This is a genomic window from Escherichia sp. 10290, from assembly GCF_030295155.1.
Lineage (GTDB): Bacteria > Pseudomonadota > Gammaproteobacteria > Enterobacterales > Enterobacteriaceae > Escherichia > Escherichia coli_F.
The window spans coordinates 2,440,595-2,457,882 of record NZ_AP025741.1 but is presented as its reverse complement, the minus strand read 5'-3'; the positions used below and the strand labels follow the sequence as shown (position 1 = coordinate 2,457,882).

Here is a 17,288-nt window from a genome sequence, read left to right as displayed (position 1 = left end):
TCAATCGCGCGTTAACGTCTGACGACTGAACATCCTGTCATGGTCAACAGTGGAAGGATGATGTCGTGCTTATCTTATTAGGTTACCTGGTTGTTCTCGGTACAGTTTTCGGCGGTTATCTGATGACCGGTGGAAGCCTTGGAGCACTCTATCAACCCGCTGAACTGGTGATTATTGCCGGTGCAGGGATTGGGTCGTTTATCGTCGGCAATAATGGCAAAGCGATTAAAGGCACGCTGAAGGCGCTGCCGTTACTATTTCGTCGCTCCAAATATACCAAAGCAATGTATATGGATCTGCTGGCTCTGCTTTATCGGTTGATGGCGAAATCGCGGCAGATGGGGATGTTTTCGCTGGAACGCGATATTGAAAATCCCCGTGAGAGCGAGATCTTCGCCAGCTACCCACGCATCCTTGCGGATAGCGTCATGCTTGATTTTATCGTCGATTATCTGCGCCTGATTATCAGCGGTCACATGAATACCTTCGAAATTGAAGCCCTGATGGATGAAGAGATTGAGACGCACGAAAGCGAAGCAGAAGTCCCGGCGAACAGTCTGGCATTGGTCGGGGACTCACTTCCGGCGTTTGGTATTGTCGCGGCTGTGATGGGGGTCGTTCACGCGTTAGGTTCAGCCGATCGTCCTGCCGCCGAGCTGGGGGCGCTTATCGCACATGCGATGGTGGGGACTTTCCTCGGTATTTTATTGGCTTACGGATTTATTTCCCCATTAGCGAGTGTTTTACGTCAGAAAAGCGCCGAAACCAGCAAAATGATGCAATGCGTCAAAGTCACACTGCTTTCTAATCTGAACGGTTACGCACCGCCTATCGCCGTTGAGTTTGGTCGCAAAACGCTCTATTCCAGCGAACGTCCGTCGTTTATTGAACTGGAAGAGCATGTGCGTGCGGTGAAAAATCCGCAACAACAGACGACAACCGAGGAAGCATGAAGAATCAAGCGCATCCGATTATTGTCGTCAAACGACGCAAAGCCAAAAGCCACGGGACAGCACATGGATCGTGGAAGATTGCTTATGCCGACTTTATGACCGCGATGATGGCCTTTTTTCTGGTGATGTGGCTAATCTCCATCTCCAGCCCAAAAGAGCTGATTCAGATTGCGGAGTACTTCCGGACTCCACTGGCGACTGCGGTTACGGGCGGCGATCGCATTTCTAATAGTGAAAGCCCAATTCCCGGTGGGGGTGATGATTACACCCAAAGCCAGGGGGAAGTGAATAAGCAGCCGAACATCGAAGAGCTGAAAAAACGCATGGAGCAAAGTCGATTGCGGAAATTGCGTGGCGATCTCGACCAGTTGATTGAATCCGATCCGAAACTGCGGGCGTTACGTCCACATCTCAAAATCGATCTGGTCCAGGAAGGTCTACGTATTCAGATCATCGATAGCCAGAATCGCCCGATGTTCAGAACCGGCAGTGCCGACGTCGAACCCTATATGCGCGACATTCTGCGCGCCATCGCGCCCGTTCTGAATGGTATTCCCAACCGTATTAGCCTTTCGGGTCATACCGATGATTTCCCTTACGCCAGTGGTGAGAAAGGATATAGCAACTGGGAGCTTTCTGCCGATCGAGCCAATGCATCCCGCCGCGAACTGATGGTTGGCGGATTGGATGGCGGCAAAGTGTTACGTGTCGTCGGCATGGCGGCAACGATGCGCTTAAGCGATCGCGGTCCTGATGATGCTGTCAACCGTCGCATCAGCCTGCTGGTACTGAACAAACAAGCCGAACAGGCCATTTTGCATGAAAACGCCGAAAGCCAAAATGAGCCAGTAAGCGCCCTGGAAAAACCTGAGGTTGCACCACAGGTCAGTGTTCCCACAATGCCATCAGCCGAACCGAGGTGACAGCGTGAGCATGGATATAAGCGATTTTTATCAGACATTTTTTGATGAAGCGGACGAACTGTTGGCTGACATGGAGCAGCATCTGCTGGTTTTGCAGCCGGAAGCGCCGGATGCCGAACAATTGAATGCCATCTTTCGGGCTGCCCACTCGATCAAAGGAGGGGCAGGAACCTTTGGCTTCAGCGTTTTGCAGGAAACCACGCATCTGATGGAAAACCTGCTCGACGAAGCCAGACGAGGTGAGATGCAACTCAACACCGACATTATCAATCTGTTTTTGGAAACGAAGGACATCATGCAAGAACAGCTCGACGCTTATAAACAGTCGCAAGAGCCGGATGCCGCCAGCTTCGATTATATCTGCCAGGCCTTGCGTCAACTGGCATTAGAAGCGAAAGGCGAAACGCCATCCGCAGTGACCCGATTAAGTGTGGTTGCCAAAAGTGAACCGCAAGATGAGCAGAGTCGCTGTCAGTCACCGCGTCGAATTATCCTCTCGCGCCTGAAGGCCGGGGAAGTCGACCTGCTGGAAGAAGAGCTGGGGCATCTGACAACGTTAACTGACGTGGTGAAAGGGGCGGATTCTCTCTCGGCAATATTACCGGGCGACATCGCCGAAGATGACATCACAGCGGTACTTTGTTTTGTGATTGAAGCCGATCAGATTACCTTTGAAACAGTAGAAGTCTCGCCAAAAATATCCCCCCCACCAGTGCTTAAACTGGCAGCCGAACAAGCGCCAACCGGTCGCGTGGAGCGGGAAAAAACGACGCGCAGCAGTGAATCCACCAGCATTCGTGTGGCGGTAGAAAAGGTTGATCAATTGATTAACCTCGTCGGCGAGCTGGTCATCACCCAGTCCATGCTTGCCCAGCGTTCCAGCGAACTGGACCCGGTTAATCATGGTGATTTGATTACCAGCATGGGGCAGTTACAACGTAACGCCCGTGATTTGCAGGAATCAGTGATGTCGATTCGTATGATGCCGATGGAATATGTCTTTAGTCGCTATCCCCGGCTGGTGCGTGATCTGGCGGGAAAACTCGGCAAGCAGGTAGAACTGACGCTGGTGGGCAGTTCCACTGAACTCGACAAGAGCCTGATAGAACGCATTATCGACCCGCTGACCCACCTGGTACGCAATAGCCTCGATCACGGTATTGAACTGCCAGAAAAACGGCTCGCCACAGGTAAAAACAGCGTCGGAAATTTAATTCTGTCTGCCGAACATCAGGGCGGCAACATTTGCATTGAAGTGACCGACGATGGGGCGGGGCTAAACCGTGAGCGAATTCTGGCAAAAGCGGCCTCGCAAGGTTTGACTGTCAGCGAAAACATGAGCGACGACGAAGTCGCGATGCTGATATTTGCACCTGGCTTCTCCACGGCGGAGCAGGTCACCGACGTCTCCGGGCGCGGCGTCGGCATGGACGTCGTTAAACGTAATATCCAGGAGATGGGCGGTCATGTCGAAATCCAGTCGAAGCAGGGCACAGGTACTACCATCCGCATTTTACTGCCGCTGACGCTGGCAATCCTCGACGGCATGTCCGTACGCGTTGCGGATGAAGTTTTCATTCTGCCGCTGAATGCTGTCATGGAATCACTGCAACCCCGTGAAGCCGATCTGCATCCACTGGCAGGCGGCGAGCGGGTGCTGGAAGTGCGGGGTGAATATCTGCCCATCGTCGAACTGTGGAAAGTGTTCAACGTCGCGGGCGCGAAAACCGAAGCTACCCAGGGAATTGTGGTGATCTTACAAAGTGGCGGTCGCCGCTACGCCTTGCTGGTGGATCAATTAATTGGTCAACACCAGGTTGTGGTTAAAAACCTTGAAAGTAACTATCGCAAAGTCCCCGGCATTTCTGCTGCGACCATTCTTGGCGACGGCAGTGTGGCACTGATTGTTGATGTCTCCGCCTTGCAGGCGATAAACCGCGAACAACGTATGGCGAACACCGCCGCCTGAATGAGTAAAAAGGTAACAATATGACCGGTATGACGAATGTAACAAAGCTGGCCAGCGAGCCGTCAGGCCAGGAATTTCTGGTATTTACCCTTGGTGATGAAGAGTACGGTATTGATATTCTGAAAGTGCAGGAGATCCGTGGCTATGATCAGGTAACACGGATTGCGAACACGCCAGCGTTTATCAAAGGCGTCACGAATCTGCGCGGTGTTATTGTGCCGATTGTCGACTTACGAATTAAGTTCAGCCAGGTGGATGTGGACTATAACGACAACACGGTAGTTATCGTCCTGAATCTCGGACAGCGGGTGGTCGGCATCGTGGTTGACGGCGTCTCAGATGTGCTTTCATTGACGGCGGAGCAAATTCGTCCGGCACCGGAATTTGCCGTGACGCTTTCAACAGAATATCTCACTGGACTGGGCGCACTGGGTGACCGCATGTTGATTCTGGTGAACATCGAAAAACTGCTGAACAGTGAAGAGATGGCGCTGTTAGATAGCGCGGCGTCAGAAGTGGCGTAATTATCCCGATTTCCTCAATTGCAATGAACCCGATGATCTGCGCATCGGGTTTTTTATGTCAATTTTGCGGTGGATGGCATCATTAATAAAGTTTCCCTCCTTCTTGCCGATAACGAGATCAACTTGTTTTCAGGAAGGTGCCTTATGATTAACCGTATCCGCGTAGTCACGCTGTTGGTAATGGTGCTGGGGGTATTCGCACTGTTACAACTTATTTCCGGCAGTCTGTTTTTTTCCTCCCTTCACCATAGCCAGAAGAGCTTTGTGGTTTCCAATCAATTACGGGAACAGCAGGGCGAGCTGACGTCAACCTGGGATTTAATGCTGCAAACGCGCATTAACCTGAGTCGATCAGCGGTGCGGATGATGATGGATTCCTCCAATCAACAAAGTAACGCCAAAGTTGAATTGCTTGATAGCGCCAGGAAAACATTGGCCCAGGCCGCGACTCATTATAAAAAATTCAAAAGCATGGCACCGTTACCTGAAATGGTCGCTACCAGTCGTAATATTGATGAAAAATATAAAAACTATCACACAGCGTTAACTGAACTGATTGATTATCTTGATTATGGCAATACTGGAGCTTATTTCGCTCAGCCAACCCAGGGAATGCAAAATGCAATGGGCGAAGCGTTTGCTCAGTACGCCCTCAGCAGTGAAAAACTGTATCGCGATATCGTCACTGACAACGCAGATGATTATCGATTTGCCCAGTGGCAACTGGCGGTTATCGCGCTGGTGGTGGTAATGATTCTGCTGGTGGCGTGGTACGGCATTCGCCGTATGTTGCTTACACCCCTGGCAAAAATTATTGCTCATATTCGCGAAATCGCCGGTGGTAACCTGGCGAATACCCTGACCATTGATGGGCGCAGTGAAATGGGCGATCTGGCGCAGAGCGTCTCACATATGCAACGCTCTTTGACTGACACCGTCACTCATGTGCGCGAAGGCTCTGATGCCATCTATGCTGGCACCCGTGAAATTGCGGCGGGCAATACCGATCTTTCTTCCCGTACTGAACAGCAAGCATCCGCGCTGGAAGAAACTGCCGCCAGCATGGAGCAACTCACCGCGACGGTGAAGCAAAATGCCGATAACGCCCGCCAGGCCTCGCAACTGGCGCAAAGTGCCTCCGACACCGCCCAGCATGGCGGCAAAGTAGTGGATGGCGTAGTGAAAACGATGCATGAGATCGCCGATAGTTCGAAGAAAATTGCCGACATTATCAGCGTTATCGACGGTATTGCCTTCCAGACTAATATCCTCGCGCTGAATGCCGCGGTTGAAGCCGCGCGAGCGGGTGAACAAGGCCGTGGTTTTGCCGTGGTGGCGGGCGAAGTGCGTAATCTTGCCAGTCGCAGCGCCCAGGCGGCAAAAGAGATCAAAGCCCTCATTGAAGACTCCGTCTCGCGCGTTGATACCGGTTCGGTGCTGGTCGAAAGCGCCGGGGAAACAATGAACAATATCGTCAATGCTGTCACTCGCGTGACTGACATTATGGGCGAGATTGCATCGGCATCGGATGAACAGAGCCGTGGCATCGATCAAGTCGCATTGGCGGTTTCGGAAATGGATCGCGTCACGCAACAGAACGCATCGCTGGTGCAGGAATCAGCTGCCGCCGCCGCTGCGCTGGAAGAACAGGCCAGTCGTTTAACGCAAGCGGTTTCCGCGTTCCGTCTGGCAGCCAGCCCACTCACCAATAAACCGCAAACACCATCCCGTCCTGCCAGTGAGCAACCACTGGCACAGCCACGACTGCGAATTGCAGAACAAGATCCAAACTGGGAAACATTTTGACGAGTATTGACTAACGCGGTCATTGCCGCCTGATGGGGAGCGTTGATGTTTAATCGTATTCGAATTTCGACCACGCTGTTTTTAATTTTGATTCTCTGCGGGATCTTGCAGATTGGCAGTAACGGCATGTCTTTTTGGGCATTTCGCGATGATTTGCAACGATTGAATCAGGTCGAGCAGAGCAATCAGCAACGTGCGGCATTAGCGCAAACTCGGGCGGTGATGTTACAGGCCAGCACCGCGCTGAATAAAGCGGGCACTCTGACGGCGCTTAGCTATCCGGCAGAGGACATTAAAACGTTGATGACGACGGCGCGCGCCAGTCTGACGCAATCCTCTACGTTATTTAAAAGTTTTATGGCGATGACTGCGGGCAACGAGCACGTCAGGGCGTTGCAAAAAGAGACGGAGAAAAGTTTTGCCCGTTGGCACAACGATCTCGAACATCAGGCGACCTGGCTTGAAAGTAATCAACTTTCGGATTTCCTCACTGCGCCGGTGCAGGAATCACAGAATGCGTTTGACGTTAACTTTGAGGCCTGGCAGCAGGAGATCAACCATGTGCTGGAAGCCGCCAGTGCGCAAAGCCAGCGTAACTATCAGATTTCGGCGCTAGTGTTTATCAGCATGATTATTGTTGCAGCGCTCTACATCAGCAGTGCGCTGTGGTGGACGCGCAAGATGATTGTTCAACCACTGGCCATTATCGGTAGCCATTTTGACAGCATTGCTGCGGGTAATCTGGCGCGTCCGATTGCGGTGTATGGTCGCAATGAGATCACCGCCATTTTTGCCAGCCTGAAGACCATGCAGCAGGCTTTACGTGGGACGGTGAGTGATGTGCGTAAGGGAAGCCAGGAGATGCACATTGGTATCGCGGAGATTGTCGCAGGCAATAACGATCTCTCAAGTCGTACCGAACAGCAGGCGGCATCGCTGGCACAAACGGCCGCCAGTATGGAGCAATTAACCGCCACGGTAGGGCAAAACGCCGATAACGCACGACAGGCGTCGGAACTGGCAAAAAATGCCGCAACAACGGCGCAGTCGGGCGGTGTTCAGGTCAGTACCATGACTCACACCATGCAGGAGATCGCCACCAGCTCGCAAAAAATTGGCGACATTATTAGCGTTATCGACGGCATTGCTTTCCAGACCAATATTCTGGCCCTGAATGCGGCAGTGGAAGCGGCTCGCGCCGGAGAGCAGGGGCGTGGTTTTGCGGTAGTGGCAGGTGAAGTGCGCAATCTTGCCAGCCGTAGCGCCCAGGCAGCAAAAGAGATCAAAGGGCTGATCGAAGAGTCAGTCAATCGTGTCCAGCAGGGTTCGAAACTGGTGAATAACGCCGCCGGGACCATGACCGATATTGTCAGTTCGGTGACCCGCGTGAACGACATTATGGGAGAAATTGCCTCGGCGTCGGAAGAACAACGGCGGGGAATTGAGCAGGTTGCACAGGCTGTCAGCCAGATGGATCAGGTGACTCAGCAGAACGCCTCCCTGGTAGAAGAAGCGGCGGTGGCAACGGAACAACTGGCGAACCAGGCTGACCATCTTTCGTCGCGTGTGGCGGTATTTACCCTTGAAGAACATGAAGTAGCACGACATGAGTCGGCGCAGTTACAGATTGCGCCAGTGGTATCCTGAAGTGATTGAGAAGGCGCTATGACTTCATCTCTGCCCTGTGGGCAAACGTCTTTATTGTTACAGATGACCGAGCACCTGGCGCTTTCCGACGCGCATTTTCGGCGGATAAGTCAATTGATCTATCAACGAGCCGGGATCGTCCTGGCCGACCATAAACGCGACATGGTTTACAACCGACTGGTTCGTCGTTTGCGTTCGCTGGGACTGACGGATTTCGGCCATTACTTGAACTTGCTGGAATCTAATCAGCACAGCGGTGAGTGGCAGGCATTTATCAATTCGCTGACCACGAATCTGACAGCATTTTTCCGTGAGGCACACCATTTTCCTCTGCTCGCGGATCATGCCCGGCGTCGTTCTGGCGAGTATCGTGTATGGAGCGCGGCGGCTTCGACCGGCGAAGAACCGTACAGCATTGCGATGACACTGGCTGACACATTGGGCACCGCGCCCGGACGCTGGAAAGTGTTTGCCAGCGACATTGACACCGAAGTGCTGGAAAAAGCCAGAAGCGGTATTTATCGCCATGAAGAGTTGAAAAACCTGACGCCGCAGCAACTGCAGCGGTACTTCATGCGGGGGACGGGACCGCATGAAGGATTGGTGCGTGTGCGTCAGGAGCTGGCGAACTATGTTGATTTTGCCCCGCTGAATTTACTGGCGAAACAATACACCGTGCCGGGGCCGTTTGATGCAATCTTCTGTCGTAACGTCATGATCTACTTCGATCAAACTACCCAGCAGGAGATTTTGCGTCGCTTTGTTCCGCTCCTTAAACCCGACGGATTGCTGTTTGCGGGTCACTCTGAAAACTTTAGCCACCTTGAGCGCCGCTTCACGCTGCGTGGTCAGACGGTGTATGCGCTAAGTAAGGATTAACGATGAGCAAAATCAGGGTGTTATCTGTCGATGATTCGGCACTAATGCGCCAGATCATGACAGAAATCATCAACAGCCATAGCGACATGGAAATGGTGGCGACCGCCCCTGATCCGCTGGTTGCGCGTGATTTGATTAAGAAATTCAATCCCGATGTATTGACGCTGGATGTTGAAATGCCGCGGATGGACGGACTGGATTTTCTCGAAAAATTAATGCGTTTGCGTCCAATGCCCGTTGTGATGGTTTCTTCCCTAACCGGCAAAGGGTCAGAAGTTACGCTGCGCGCGCTGGAGCTGGGGGCGATAGATTTTGTCACCAAACCGCAGTTGGGTATTCGCGAAGGAATGCTGGCGTATAGCGAAATGATTGCTGAAAAGGTGCGTACAGCAGCAAAGGCGAGCCTTGCAGCACATAAGCCATTGTCGGCACCGACAACGCTGAAGGCAGGGCCGTTGTTGAGTTCTGAAAAACTGATTGCGATTGGTGCTTCAACGGGTGGAACTGAGGCAATTCGTCACGTACTGCAACCGTTGCCGCTTTCCAGCCCGGCACTGTTAATTACCCAGCATATGCCGCCCGGTTTCACCCGCTCTTTTGCCGACAGACTTAATAAGCTTTGCCAGATCGGGGTTAAAGAAGCCGAAGACGGAGAACGTGTCTTGCCGGGGCATGCCTATATTGCGCCGGGCGATCGGCATATGGAGCTGGCGCGTAGTGGCGCAAATTATCAAATCAAAATTCACGACGGCCCGGCGGTTAACCGTCATCGGCCTTCGGTAGATGTGTTGTTCCATTCTGTCGCCAAACAGGCGGGGCGTAATGCGGTTGGGGTGATCCTGACCGGTATGGGCAACGACGGCGCGGCGGGAATGTTAGCGATGCGGCAGGCGGGGGCATGGACCCTTGCACAAAACGAAGCAAGTTGCGTGGTGTTCGGCATGCCGCGCGAGGCCATCAATATGGGTGGTGTTTGCGAAGTGGTCGATCTTAGCCAGGTAAGCCAGCAAATGCTGGCGAAAATCAGTGCCGGACAGGCGATACGTATTTAAATCAGGAGTGTGAAATGGCGGATAAAGAACTTAAATTTTTGGTTGTGGATGACTTTTCCACCATGCGACGCATAGTGCGTAACCTGCTGAAAGAGCTGGGATTCAATAATGTTGAGGAAGCGGAAGATGGTGTCGACGCCCTCAATAAGTTGCAGGCAGGCGGTTATGGATTTGTTATCTCCGACTGGAACATGCCCAACATGGATGGCCTGGAATTGCTGAAAACGATTCGTGCGGATGGCGCGATGTCGGCATTGCCGGTGTTAATGGTGACTGCAGAAGCCAAGAAAGAGAACATCATTGCTGCGGCGCAAGCGGGGGCCAGTGGCTATGTGGTGAAGCCATTTACCGCCGCGACGCTGGAGGAAAAACTCAACAAAATCTTTGAGAAACTGGGCATGTGAGGATGCGACTATGATGCAACCATCAATCAAACCTGCTGACGAGCATTCAGCTGGCGATATCATTGCGCGCATCGGCAGCCTGACGCGTATGTTGCGCGACAGTTTGCGCGAGCTGGGGCTGGATCAGGCAATTGCCGAAGCGGCGGAAGCCATCCCCGATGCCCGCGATCGTTTGTACTATGTTGTGCAGATGACTGCCCAGGCTGCAGAGCGGGCGCTGAACAGTGTTGAAGCGTCACAACCACATCAGGATCAAATGGAGAAATCAGCAAAAGCATTAACCCAACGTTGGGATGACTGGTTTGCCGATCCGATTGACCTTACCGATGCCCGTGAACTGGTGACAGATACGCGGCAATTTCTGGCAGATGTCCCCGCGCATACCAGCTTTACTAACGCGCAACTACTGGAAATCATGATGGCGCAGGATTTTCAGGACCTCACTGGACAGGTCATTAAGCGGATGATGGATGTCATTCAGGAGATCGAACGTCAATTGCTGATGGTGCTGTTGGAAAACATCCCGGAACAGGAGTCGCGTCCAAAACGTGAAAACCAGAGTTTGCTTAATGGACCTCAGGTTGATACCAGCAAAGCCGGTGTGGTAGCCAGTCAGGATCAGGTGGACGATTTGTTGGATAGTCTTGGATTTTGATTTGTATTGCCTGATGTGGCGTAACCGCGTCATATCAGGCGATGACGCCGCATCCGACAAACGCACACCATGCTTGATGTGTGCAGCAAAAGCCCTAAATCCCCCCTGTTTTGCCCCTTACTCAGACCATTGAACGCTTTGCGCTCTGGCATCATTCACGCTTAATACTCTTTCCAGGATTGGCGACGTGTCTGACGAGAGCGACGACAAAACAGAAGCCCCCACACCCCACCGACTTGAAAAAGCGCGGGAGGAGGGGCAGATCCCGCGTTCCCGTGAACTGACCTCACTGCTGATTTTGTTGGTGGGCGTCTGTGTTATCTGGTTTGGCGGTGTGTCGCTGGCCCGTCGATTGTCGGGCATGCTCTCCGCTGGGCTGCATTTTGATCACAGTATTATCAATGACCCGAATCTGATCCTCGGGCAGATTATTCTGCTGATCAGAGAAGCCATGTTGGCGCTGCTGCCGCTGATTAGCGGCGTGGTGCTGGTGGCGCTCATTTCTCCGGTCATGCTGGGAGGGCTGGTATTTAGCGGAAAATCCTTGCAGCCGAAGTTTTCCAAACTCAACCCGCTACCGGGGATTAAACGGATGTTCTCGGCACAGACTGGCGCGGAGTTGCTTAAAGCGATTTTGAAAACCATCCTGGTTGGCAGCGTGACGGGGTTTTATCTCTGGCATCACTGGCCGCAGATGATGCGCTTAATGGCTGAGTCTCCGATTACCGCCATGGGTAATGCGATGGATCTGGTAGGGCTATGCGCGCTGCTGGTGGTACTTGGTGTTATTCCGATGGTGGGATTTGACGTCTTTTTCCAAATCTTCAGCCACCTGAAAAAGCTGCGAATGTCGCGGCAGGATATTCGTGATGAGTTCAAACAAAGCGAAGGCGATCCTCATGTTAAAGGGCGGATCCGTCAGATGCAGCGAGCTGCCGCGCGGCGTCGGATGATGGCCGATGTGCCGAAAGCGGATGTCATTGTCAATAACCCGACCCACTATTCGGTAGCGTTGCAGTATGACGAAAACAAAATGAGCGCACCGAAAGTGGTCGCTAAAGGTGCAGGGCTGGTCGCACTGCGCATTCGTGAAATTGGCGCTGAAAATAACGTCCCGACGCTTGAAGCGCCGCCGCTGGCGCGAGCTCTGTATCGACATGCGGAGATCGGTCAACAAATCCCAGGCCAACTGTACGCCGCGGTGGCGGAGGTGCTGGCCTGGGTCTGGCAACTGAAACGCTGGCGTCTGGCTGGCGGACAGCGCCCTGTTCAACCTACTCATCTTCCGGTGCCGGAAGCCCTGGATTTTATTAACGAGAAACCGACCCATGAGTAATCTGGCCGCGATGCTGCGCCTGCCCGCAAACCTGAAATCGACACAATGGCAGATCCTTGCCGGACCGATTTTGATCCTGTTGATCTTGTCGATGATGGTGCTGCCACTGCCCGCATTCATACTCGACCTGCTGTTCACCTTCAATATTGCCTTGTCGATCATGGTGTTGCTGGTCGCGATGTTTACCCAGCGCACGCTCGAGTTTGCTGCGTTTCCGACCATTCTGTTGTTTACCACCCTGTTACGTCTGGCACTTAACGTGGCTTCAACCCGTATCATTTTGATGGAAGGGCATACTGGCGCGGCGGCGGCAGGGAAGGTGGTCGAAGCGTTCGGTCACTTCCTCGTTGGTGGCAATTTCGCTATCGGTATCGTGGTGTTCGTCATTCTCGTGATCATCAACTTTATGGTTATTACCAAAGGTGCCGGGCGTATCGCAGAAGTAGGCGCGCGCTTTGTTCTCGATGGTATGCCAGGAAAGCAGATGGCGATTGATGCCGACCTTAACGCCGGATTGATTGGTGAAGATGAGGCGAAAAAACGCCGCAGTGAAGTCACTCAGGAAGCCGATTTTTACGGCTCAATGGACGGGGCAAGTAAGTTTGTTCGCGGCGATGCCATCGCCGGGATCCTCATCATGGTCATTAACGTTGTCGGCGGATTGCTGGTCGGTGTGCTGCAACATGGCATGAGCATGGGACATGCGGCGGAAAGTTATACGCTATTGACCATTGGTGACGGTCTGGTAGCACAAATTCCGGCGCTGGTGATTTCTACCGCCGCGGGGGTTATCGTTACGCGCGTCAGCACTGATCAGGATGTTGGCGAACAGATGGTGAATCAGCTTTTCAGTAACCCGAGCGTTATGTTGTTAAGCGCCGCCGTGCTCGGTTTACTCGGCCTGGTGCCTGGAATGCCGAACCTGGTATTTTTGCTGTTCACTGCCGGATTGCTGGGGCTGGCCTGGTGGATCCGCGGACGCGAACAAAAAGCGCCTGCCGAACCAAAACCGGTAAAAATGGCAGAGAATAATGCCGTTGTCGAAGCAACGTGGAACGATGTTCAACTGGAAGATTCTCTGGGAATGGAAGTGGGTTATCGACTGATCCCGATGGTCGATTTTCAGCAGGATGGTGAACTACTGGGTCGTATTCGCAGTATTCGCAAGAAATTTGCTCAGGAAATGGGCTTTCTGCCGCCGGTAGTACACATTCGCGACAATATGGATCTGCAACCTGCCCGCTACCGTATTTTGATGAAAGGCGTGGAGATAGGCAGTGGTGATGCATATCCGGGGCGCTGGTTGGCAATAAACCCAGGTACCGCAGCTGGAACGTTACCTGGAGAGGCGACCGTCGATCCGGCATTTGGTCTGAATGCTATCTGGATTGAAAGTGCGCTAAAAGAACAGGCGCAGATTCAAGGGTATACCGTGGTTGAGGCCAGCACGGTGGTGGCTACGCATCTTAACCACCTCATAAGCCAGCATGCCGCAGAGCTGTTTGGTCGTCAGGAGGCGCAACAGCTGCTGGATCGTGTCGCTCAGGAGATGCCAAAGCTGACGGAAGATCTCGTTCCTGGCGTCGTCACGCTCACCACACTGCATAAAGTGCTGCAAAATCTCCTCGATGAAAAAGTCCCGATTCGCGATATGCGCACTATTCTCGAAACGCTGGCGGAACATGCGCCCATCCAAAGCGATCCACATGAATTAACCGCCGTCGTGCGCGTGGCGTTAGGACGGGCTATAACCCAGCAGTGGTTTCCTGGCAAAGATGAAGTCCATGTTATTGGCCTCGATACACCGCTGGAACGTTTGTTACTACAGGCCTTGCAGGGTGGGGGCGGACTGGAGCCTGGGCTGGCGGATCGTTTACTGGCACAAACTCAGGAAGCGCTATCCCGTCAGGAGATGCTGGGTGCGCCGCCAGTATTATTGGTGAACCACGCGCTGCGACCATTATTGTCTCGCTTCCTGCGTCGCAGCCTGCCGCAGTTAGTGGTGCTGTCGAATCTGGAACTATCAGATAACCGACATATCCGTATGACGGCGACGATTGGCGGCAAATAATGAGAGCCTTATTAGCAATATTATTGTTTCCGCTGCTGGCGCAAGCCGCCGGGGAGGGGATGTGGCAGGCGAGCAGTGTGGGCGTTACGTTGAATCACCGTGGTGAATCGATGTCGTCAGCGCCTCTTTCTTCGCGACAACCTGCATCAGGATTGATGACGCTGGTTGCGTGGCGTTATCAGCTTATCGGCCCAACTCCCGTAGGGCTGCGGGTTCGCTTGTGTTCACAATCTCGTTGTGTCGAATTAGAGGGGCAGAGCGGAACCACCGTGGCCTTTTCCGGTATACCGGCGGCAGAACCGTTGCGATTTATCTGGGAAGTGCCTGGCGGCGGGCGGTTAATTCCGCCGCTAAAAGTACAACGTAATGAAGTGATTGTGAATTATCGCTGAAGGACAAATAAAAATTACGCGCTCGCGGCATGTTTAATAACTCAGTGAAAAAGGCTCGATGTTTTATTGCAATTATTTATCAGGAATAGCTTGCAACAAAACATGCCAAAAATATGTGAATTATCCTCTTGTCAAAGGGCTTGGATAAAAATCTTCAGAGTTACGGTATAACTGCAACTGGCGAGTTCGCGTATTGGTCTGTATGATCATACATGAGAGCCATTCTGATTCAGAATAAGGGTCACTTAAATCCTGAACGTCTTCATTTGAAAGGATTAATTCACATTCTTTGTCCCTAAAATCCAGCCAGGCTCGTTGTGATTTTTTAAGCAAGTTAAGTTGTTCGGTATCAGGTTTTTTGGCACCTGTGCGTGGTACTTGTTCTATATAACGATAAGCTTCACCATAAGCTTTATTTAATTGCGCATCGACGAGATTGTATTCTTGTCGCAGGCATGATTTGATCACGTTAATGTCAGTATCATCATCTGAATTTTTTTGCCAACAATCTTTGATGGCTGAAATGTCATGGTCATTGACTATAACCGTATCTTCTGCGTAAGCCTGGCAAGAGATAATGCCTAATGTTAATACAAGAAATTTAAACACTGCGGTATTCCTTAAATTCAACCGTTATCGTTTCCCTGGGGCCGGATATTACGCTTCTGGCCTCTTATCCAACAGTGAGAAAACAGTGGCATGTCCATTTTCAGAATACATTTAGATGGCAATAAAAAAGCCTGATCAGGTAACCCTGATCAGGCTTCACTCTCACGAAAAATCGATTACATACGCTCTACTGTCTCAATACCCAGCGTATCCAGGCCCAGCTTCAGCGTCTTCGCCGTCAGTTGTGCCAGTTTCAGACGACTGTTACGCACTTCTTCGTTTTCTGCGCTGAGGATCGGGCAGTGCTCGTAGAAGCCAGAGAACAGACCGGCCAGATCGTACAGGTAAGCACACATCACGTGCGGCGTGCCTTCACGGGCAACCACAGTGAGGGTTTCTTCAAACTGCAGCAGGCGAGCTGCCAGTTGCGCTTCACGATCTTCACGGATGATTACCGGAGCTGCAGCCAGTTGCTCTTCGTCAATTTCTGCTTTACGGAACACGGACAATACACGCGTGTAAGCATACTGCATGTATGGCGCGGTATTACCCTCAAACGCCAGCATGTTGTCCCAGTCGAAGATGTAGTCAGTGGTACGGTTTTTGGAGAGATCTGCGTATTTAACCGCACCAATACCAACCGCATTAGCCAGTTTTTCCAGCTCATCGGCTGGCATATCCGGGTTCTTCTCTGCCACCAGACGGCGTGCGCGTTCCAGGGCTTCATCCAGCAGATCGGCCAGTTTCACCGTACCGCCAGCACGCGTTTTGAACGGTTTGCCGTCTTTGCCCAGCATCATGCCGAACATATGGTGTTCCAGCGGTACGGATTCCGGCACATAGCCTGCTTTACGGACGATCGCCCACGCCTGCATCAGGTGTTGATGCTGACGGGAGTCGATGTAATACAGCACGCGATCGGCATGCAATGTTTCATAACGATATTTCGCACAGGCGATATCAGTGGTGGTGTAGAGATAGCCACCATCTTTCTTCTGAATGATCACGCCCATCGGTTCGCCTTCCTTGTTTTTGAACTCATCAAGGAATACGACGGTTGCGCCTTCGCTTTCTACAGCCAGACCTTTGGCTTTGAGATCAGCCACGATACCCGGCAGCATCGGGTTGTACAGGCTTTCGCCCATCACGTCATCACGAGTCAGCGTCACGTTCAGACGATCGTAGGTGATCTGGTTCTGCGTCATGGTGATGTCGACCAGTTTGCGCCACATCTCACGGAAGTATTCGTCACCGCTTTGCAGTTTTACCACGTAGTTACGTGCACGCTCAGCGAACGCTTCATCTTCATCGTAATGCTTTTTCGCATCGCGGTAGAAACCTTCAAGATCAGCCAGCTCCATTTCACCGGCATTTTCCTGCTGCTGCTTTTCCAGCCATGCAATCAGCATACCGAACTGAGTGCCCCAGTCGCCGACGTGGTTTGCGCGAATCACTTTGTGACCGAGGAACTCCAGAGTACGCACTGTTGCGTCGCCAATAATGGTAGAGCGCAGGTGACCGACGTGCATCTCTTTCGCCACGTTTGGCGCAGAGTAGTCAACTACAATGGTCTGTTTTTCTGGCGTAGCAACACCGAGACGATCGGACGCCAGCGCCTGCTGAACATGTTCAGCCAGGAATGCCGGATCAAGGAAAATGTTGATAAAGCCTGGTCCGGCGATCTCAACCTTGCTGGCGATACCGTTAAGATCCAGATGAGTCAGCACCTGCTCTGCTAATTGTCGCGGTGCCATACCCAGTTTTTTAGCAACTGCCATCATGCCGTTAGCCTGATAGTCGCCGAACTGAACTTTTGCTGACTGACGAACCTGCGGTTCGCAATCCGCAGGCGCGCCTGCCGCAATCATGGCCTGACGGACTTTTTCTGAGAGAAGAGCCTGAATATTCACCGGAATACCTTACATTGATGAAGCGAGCAAAAATTGCCCGCACCAGTTAAAGAAATTAGGGCGGGAGTATACTGCAAATGGCTGTTTTCGTCAGCAACGTGCGCGTGGCGTATTGCCGTTTTCACCATTGCATCAGAAGCGGCGTGAAATCAGCGGTT

Annotated in this window: 16 protein-coding genes; 14 read left to right on the top strand and 2 right to left on the bottom strand. The window is 52.3% G+C overall.

Features of this window, described 5'->3' with window-relative positions:
* The first annotated feature begins 65 nt into the window (after window positions 1-65).
* From motA to flhE, 13 genes are all read left to right on the top strand, one after another.
* Window positions 66-953 (top strand): flagellar motor stator protein MotA, encoded by an 888-nt coding sequence (motA, locus tag QUE74_RS12440; protein ID WP_000906336.1) that lies wholly within the window; start codon window positions 66-68, stop codon window positions 951-953.
* On the top strand, window positions 950-1,876 hold the full coding sequence (motB, locus tag QUE74_RS12435) for a flagellar motor protein MotB (protein ID WP_000795647.1): 927 nt from the start codon (window positions 950-952) through the stop codon (window positions 1,874-1,876). Before motA ends, motB begins: the two co-directional genes overlap by 4 nt.
* A 4-nt stretch (window positions 1,877-1,880) precedes the next feature.
* Window positions 1,881-3,845 (top strand): chemotaxis protein CheA, encoded by a 1,965-nt coding sequence (cheA, locus tag QUE74_RS12430; protein ID WP_072157041.1) that lies wholly within the window; start codon window positions 1,881-1,883, stop codon window positions 3,843-3,845.
* Between the two features lie 20 nt (window positions 3,846-3,865).
* Window positions 3,866-4,369 (top strand): chemotaxis protein CheW, encoded by a 504-nt coding sequence (cheW, locus tag QUE74_RS12425; protein ID WP_000147302.1) that lies wholly within the window; start codon window positions 3,866-3,868, stop codon window positions 4,367-4,369.
* 144 nt (window positions 4,370-4,513) lie between these two features.
* Entirely contained in the window at window positions 4,514-6,175 is a 1,662-nt protein-coding gene (gene tar, locus QUE74_RS12420; protein WP_001354735.1) for a methyl-accepting chemotaxis protein II, read from the top strand.
* Window positions 6,176-6,220: 45 nt separating this feature from the next.
* Entirely contained in the window at window positions 6,221-7,822 is a 1,602-nt protein-coding gene (tap, locus tag QUE74_RS12415; protein ID WP_000483247.1) for a methyl-accepting chemotaxis protein IV, read from the top strand.
* 18 nt (window positions 7,823-7,840) lie between these two features.
* On the top strand, window positions 7,841-8,701 hold the full coding sequence (gene cheR / locus QUE74_RS12410; RefSeq protein ID WP_000204314.1) for a protein-glutamate O-methyltransferase CheR: 861 nt from the start codon (window positions 7,841-7,843) through the stop codon (window positions 8,699-8,701).
* 2 nt (window positions 8,702-8,703) lie between these two features.
* A complete protein-coding gene (cheB, locus tag QUE74_RS12405; protein WP_000036371.1) occupies window positions 8,704-9,753 on the top strand; it encodes a protein-glutamate methylesterase/protein glutamine deamidase in 1,050 nt (349 codons plus the stop codon).
* Between the two features lie 14 nt (window positions 9,754-9,767).
* Complete coding sequence (gene cheY / locus QUE74_RS12400) at window positions 9,768-10,157, top strand: chemotaxis response regulator CheY (protein WP_000763867.1); 390 nt, start codon at window positions 9,768-9,770, stop codon at window positions 10,155-10,157.
* A gap of 10 nt (window positions 10,158-10,167) precedes the next feature.
* Window positions 10,168-10,812 carry a protein phosphatase CheZ gene (gene cheZ, locus QUE74_RS12395; RefSeq protein WP_000983616.1) on the top strand — a complete coding sequence of 215 codons (645 nt, stop codon included), beginning with the start codon at window positions 10,168-10,170 and terminating at the stop codon, window positions 10,810-10,812.
* Between the two features lie 187 nt (window positions 10,813-10,999).
* A complete protein-coding gene (gene flhB, locus QUE74_RS12390; protein WP_001278925.1) occupies window positions 11,000-12,148 on the top strand; it encodes a flagellar biosynthesis protein FlhB in 1,149 nt (382 codons plus the stop codon).
* A complete protein-coding gene (flhA, locus tag QUE74_RS12385; RefSeq protein WP_000066967.1) occupies window positions 12,141-14,219 on the top strand; it encodes a flagellar biosynthesis protein FlhA in 2,079 nt (692 codons plus the stop codon). Before flhB ends, flhA begins: the two co-directional genes overlap by 8 nt.
* Window positions 14,219-14,611, top strand: coding sequence for a flagellar protein FlhE (gene flhE / locus QUE74_RS12380; protein WP_001202066.1), 393 nt, complete (start codon window positions 14,219-14,221; stop codon window positions 14,609-14,611). Before flhA ends, flhE begins: the two co-directional genes overlap by 1 nt.
* Window positions 14,612-14,731: 120 nt before the next feature.
* Here flhE and QUE74_RS12375 read toward each other — a convergent pair whose 3' ends face one another.
* Window positions 14,732-15,220: a lysozyme inhibitor LprI family protein gene (locus tag QUE74_RS12375; RefSeq protein WP_001307852.1), complete on the bottom strand. Its 489-nt coding sequence runs from the start codon at window positions 15,218-15,220 to the stop codon at window positions 14,732-14,734.
* Window positions 15,221-15,310: 90 nt separating this feature from the next.
* On the opposite strand from QUE74_RS12375, the gene yecV reads away from it, so the two are divergent.
* Window positions 15,311-15,355, top strand: a complete 45-nt coding sequence (yecV, locus tag QUE74_RS12370; RefSeq protein ID WP_211180499.1) for a protein YecV — start codon at window positions 15,311-15,313, stop codon at window positions 15,353-15,355.
* A 41-nt stretch (window positions 15,356-15,396) separates the two neighbouring features.
* On the opposite strand, the gene argS is transcribed toward yecV, so the two are convergent.
* Window positions 15,397-17,130 carry an arginine--tRNA ligase gene (gene argS / locus QUE74_RS12365; protein ID WP_001025332.1) on the bottom strand — a complete coding sequence of 578 codons (1,734 nt, stop codon included), beginning with the start codon at window positions 17,128-17,130 and terminating at the stop codon, window positions 15,397-15,399.
* Window positions 17,131-17,288 lie beyond the last annotated feature (158 nt).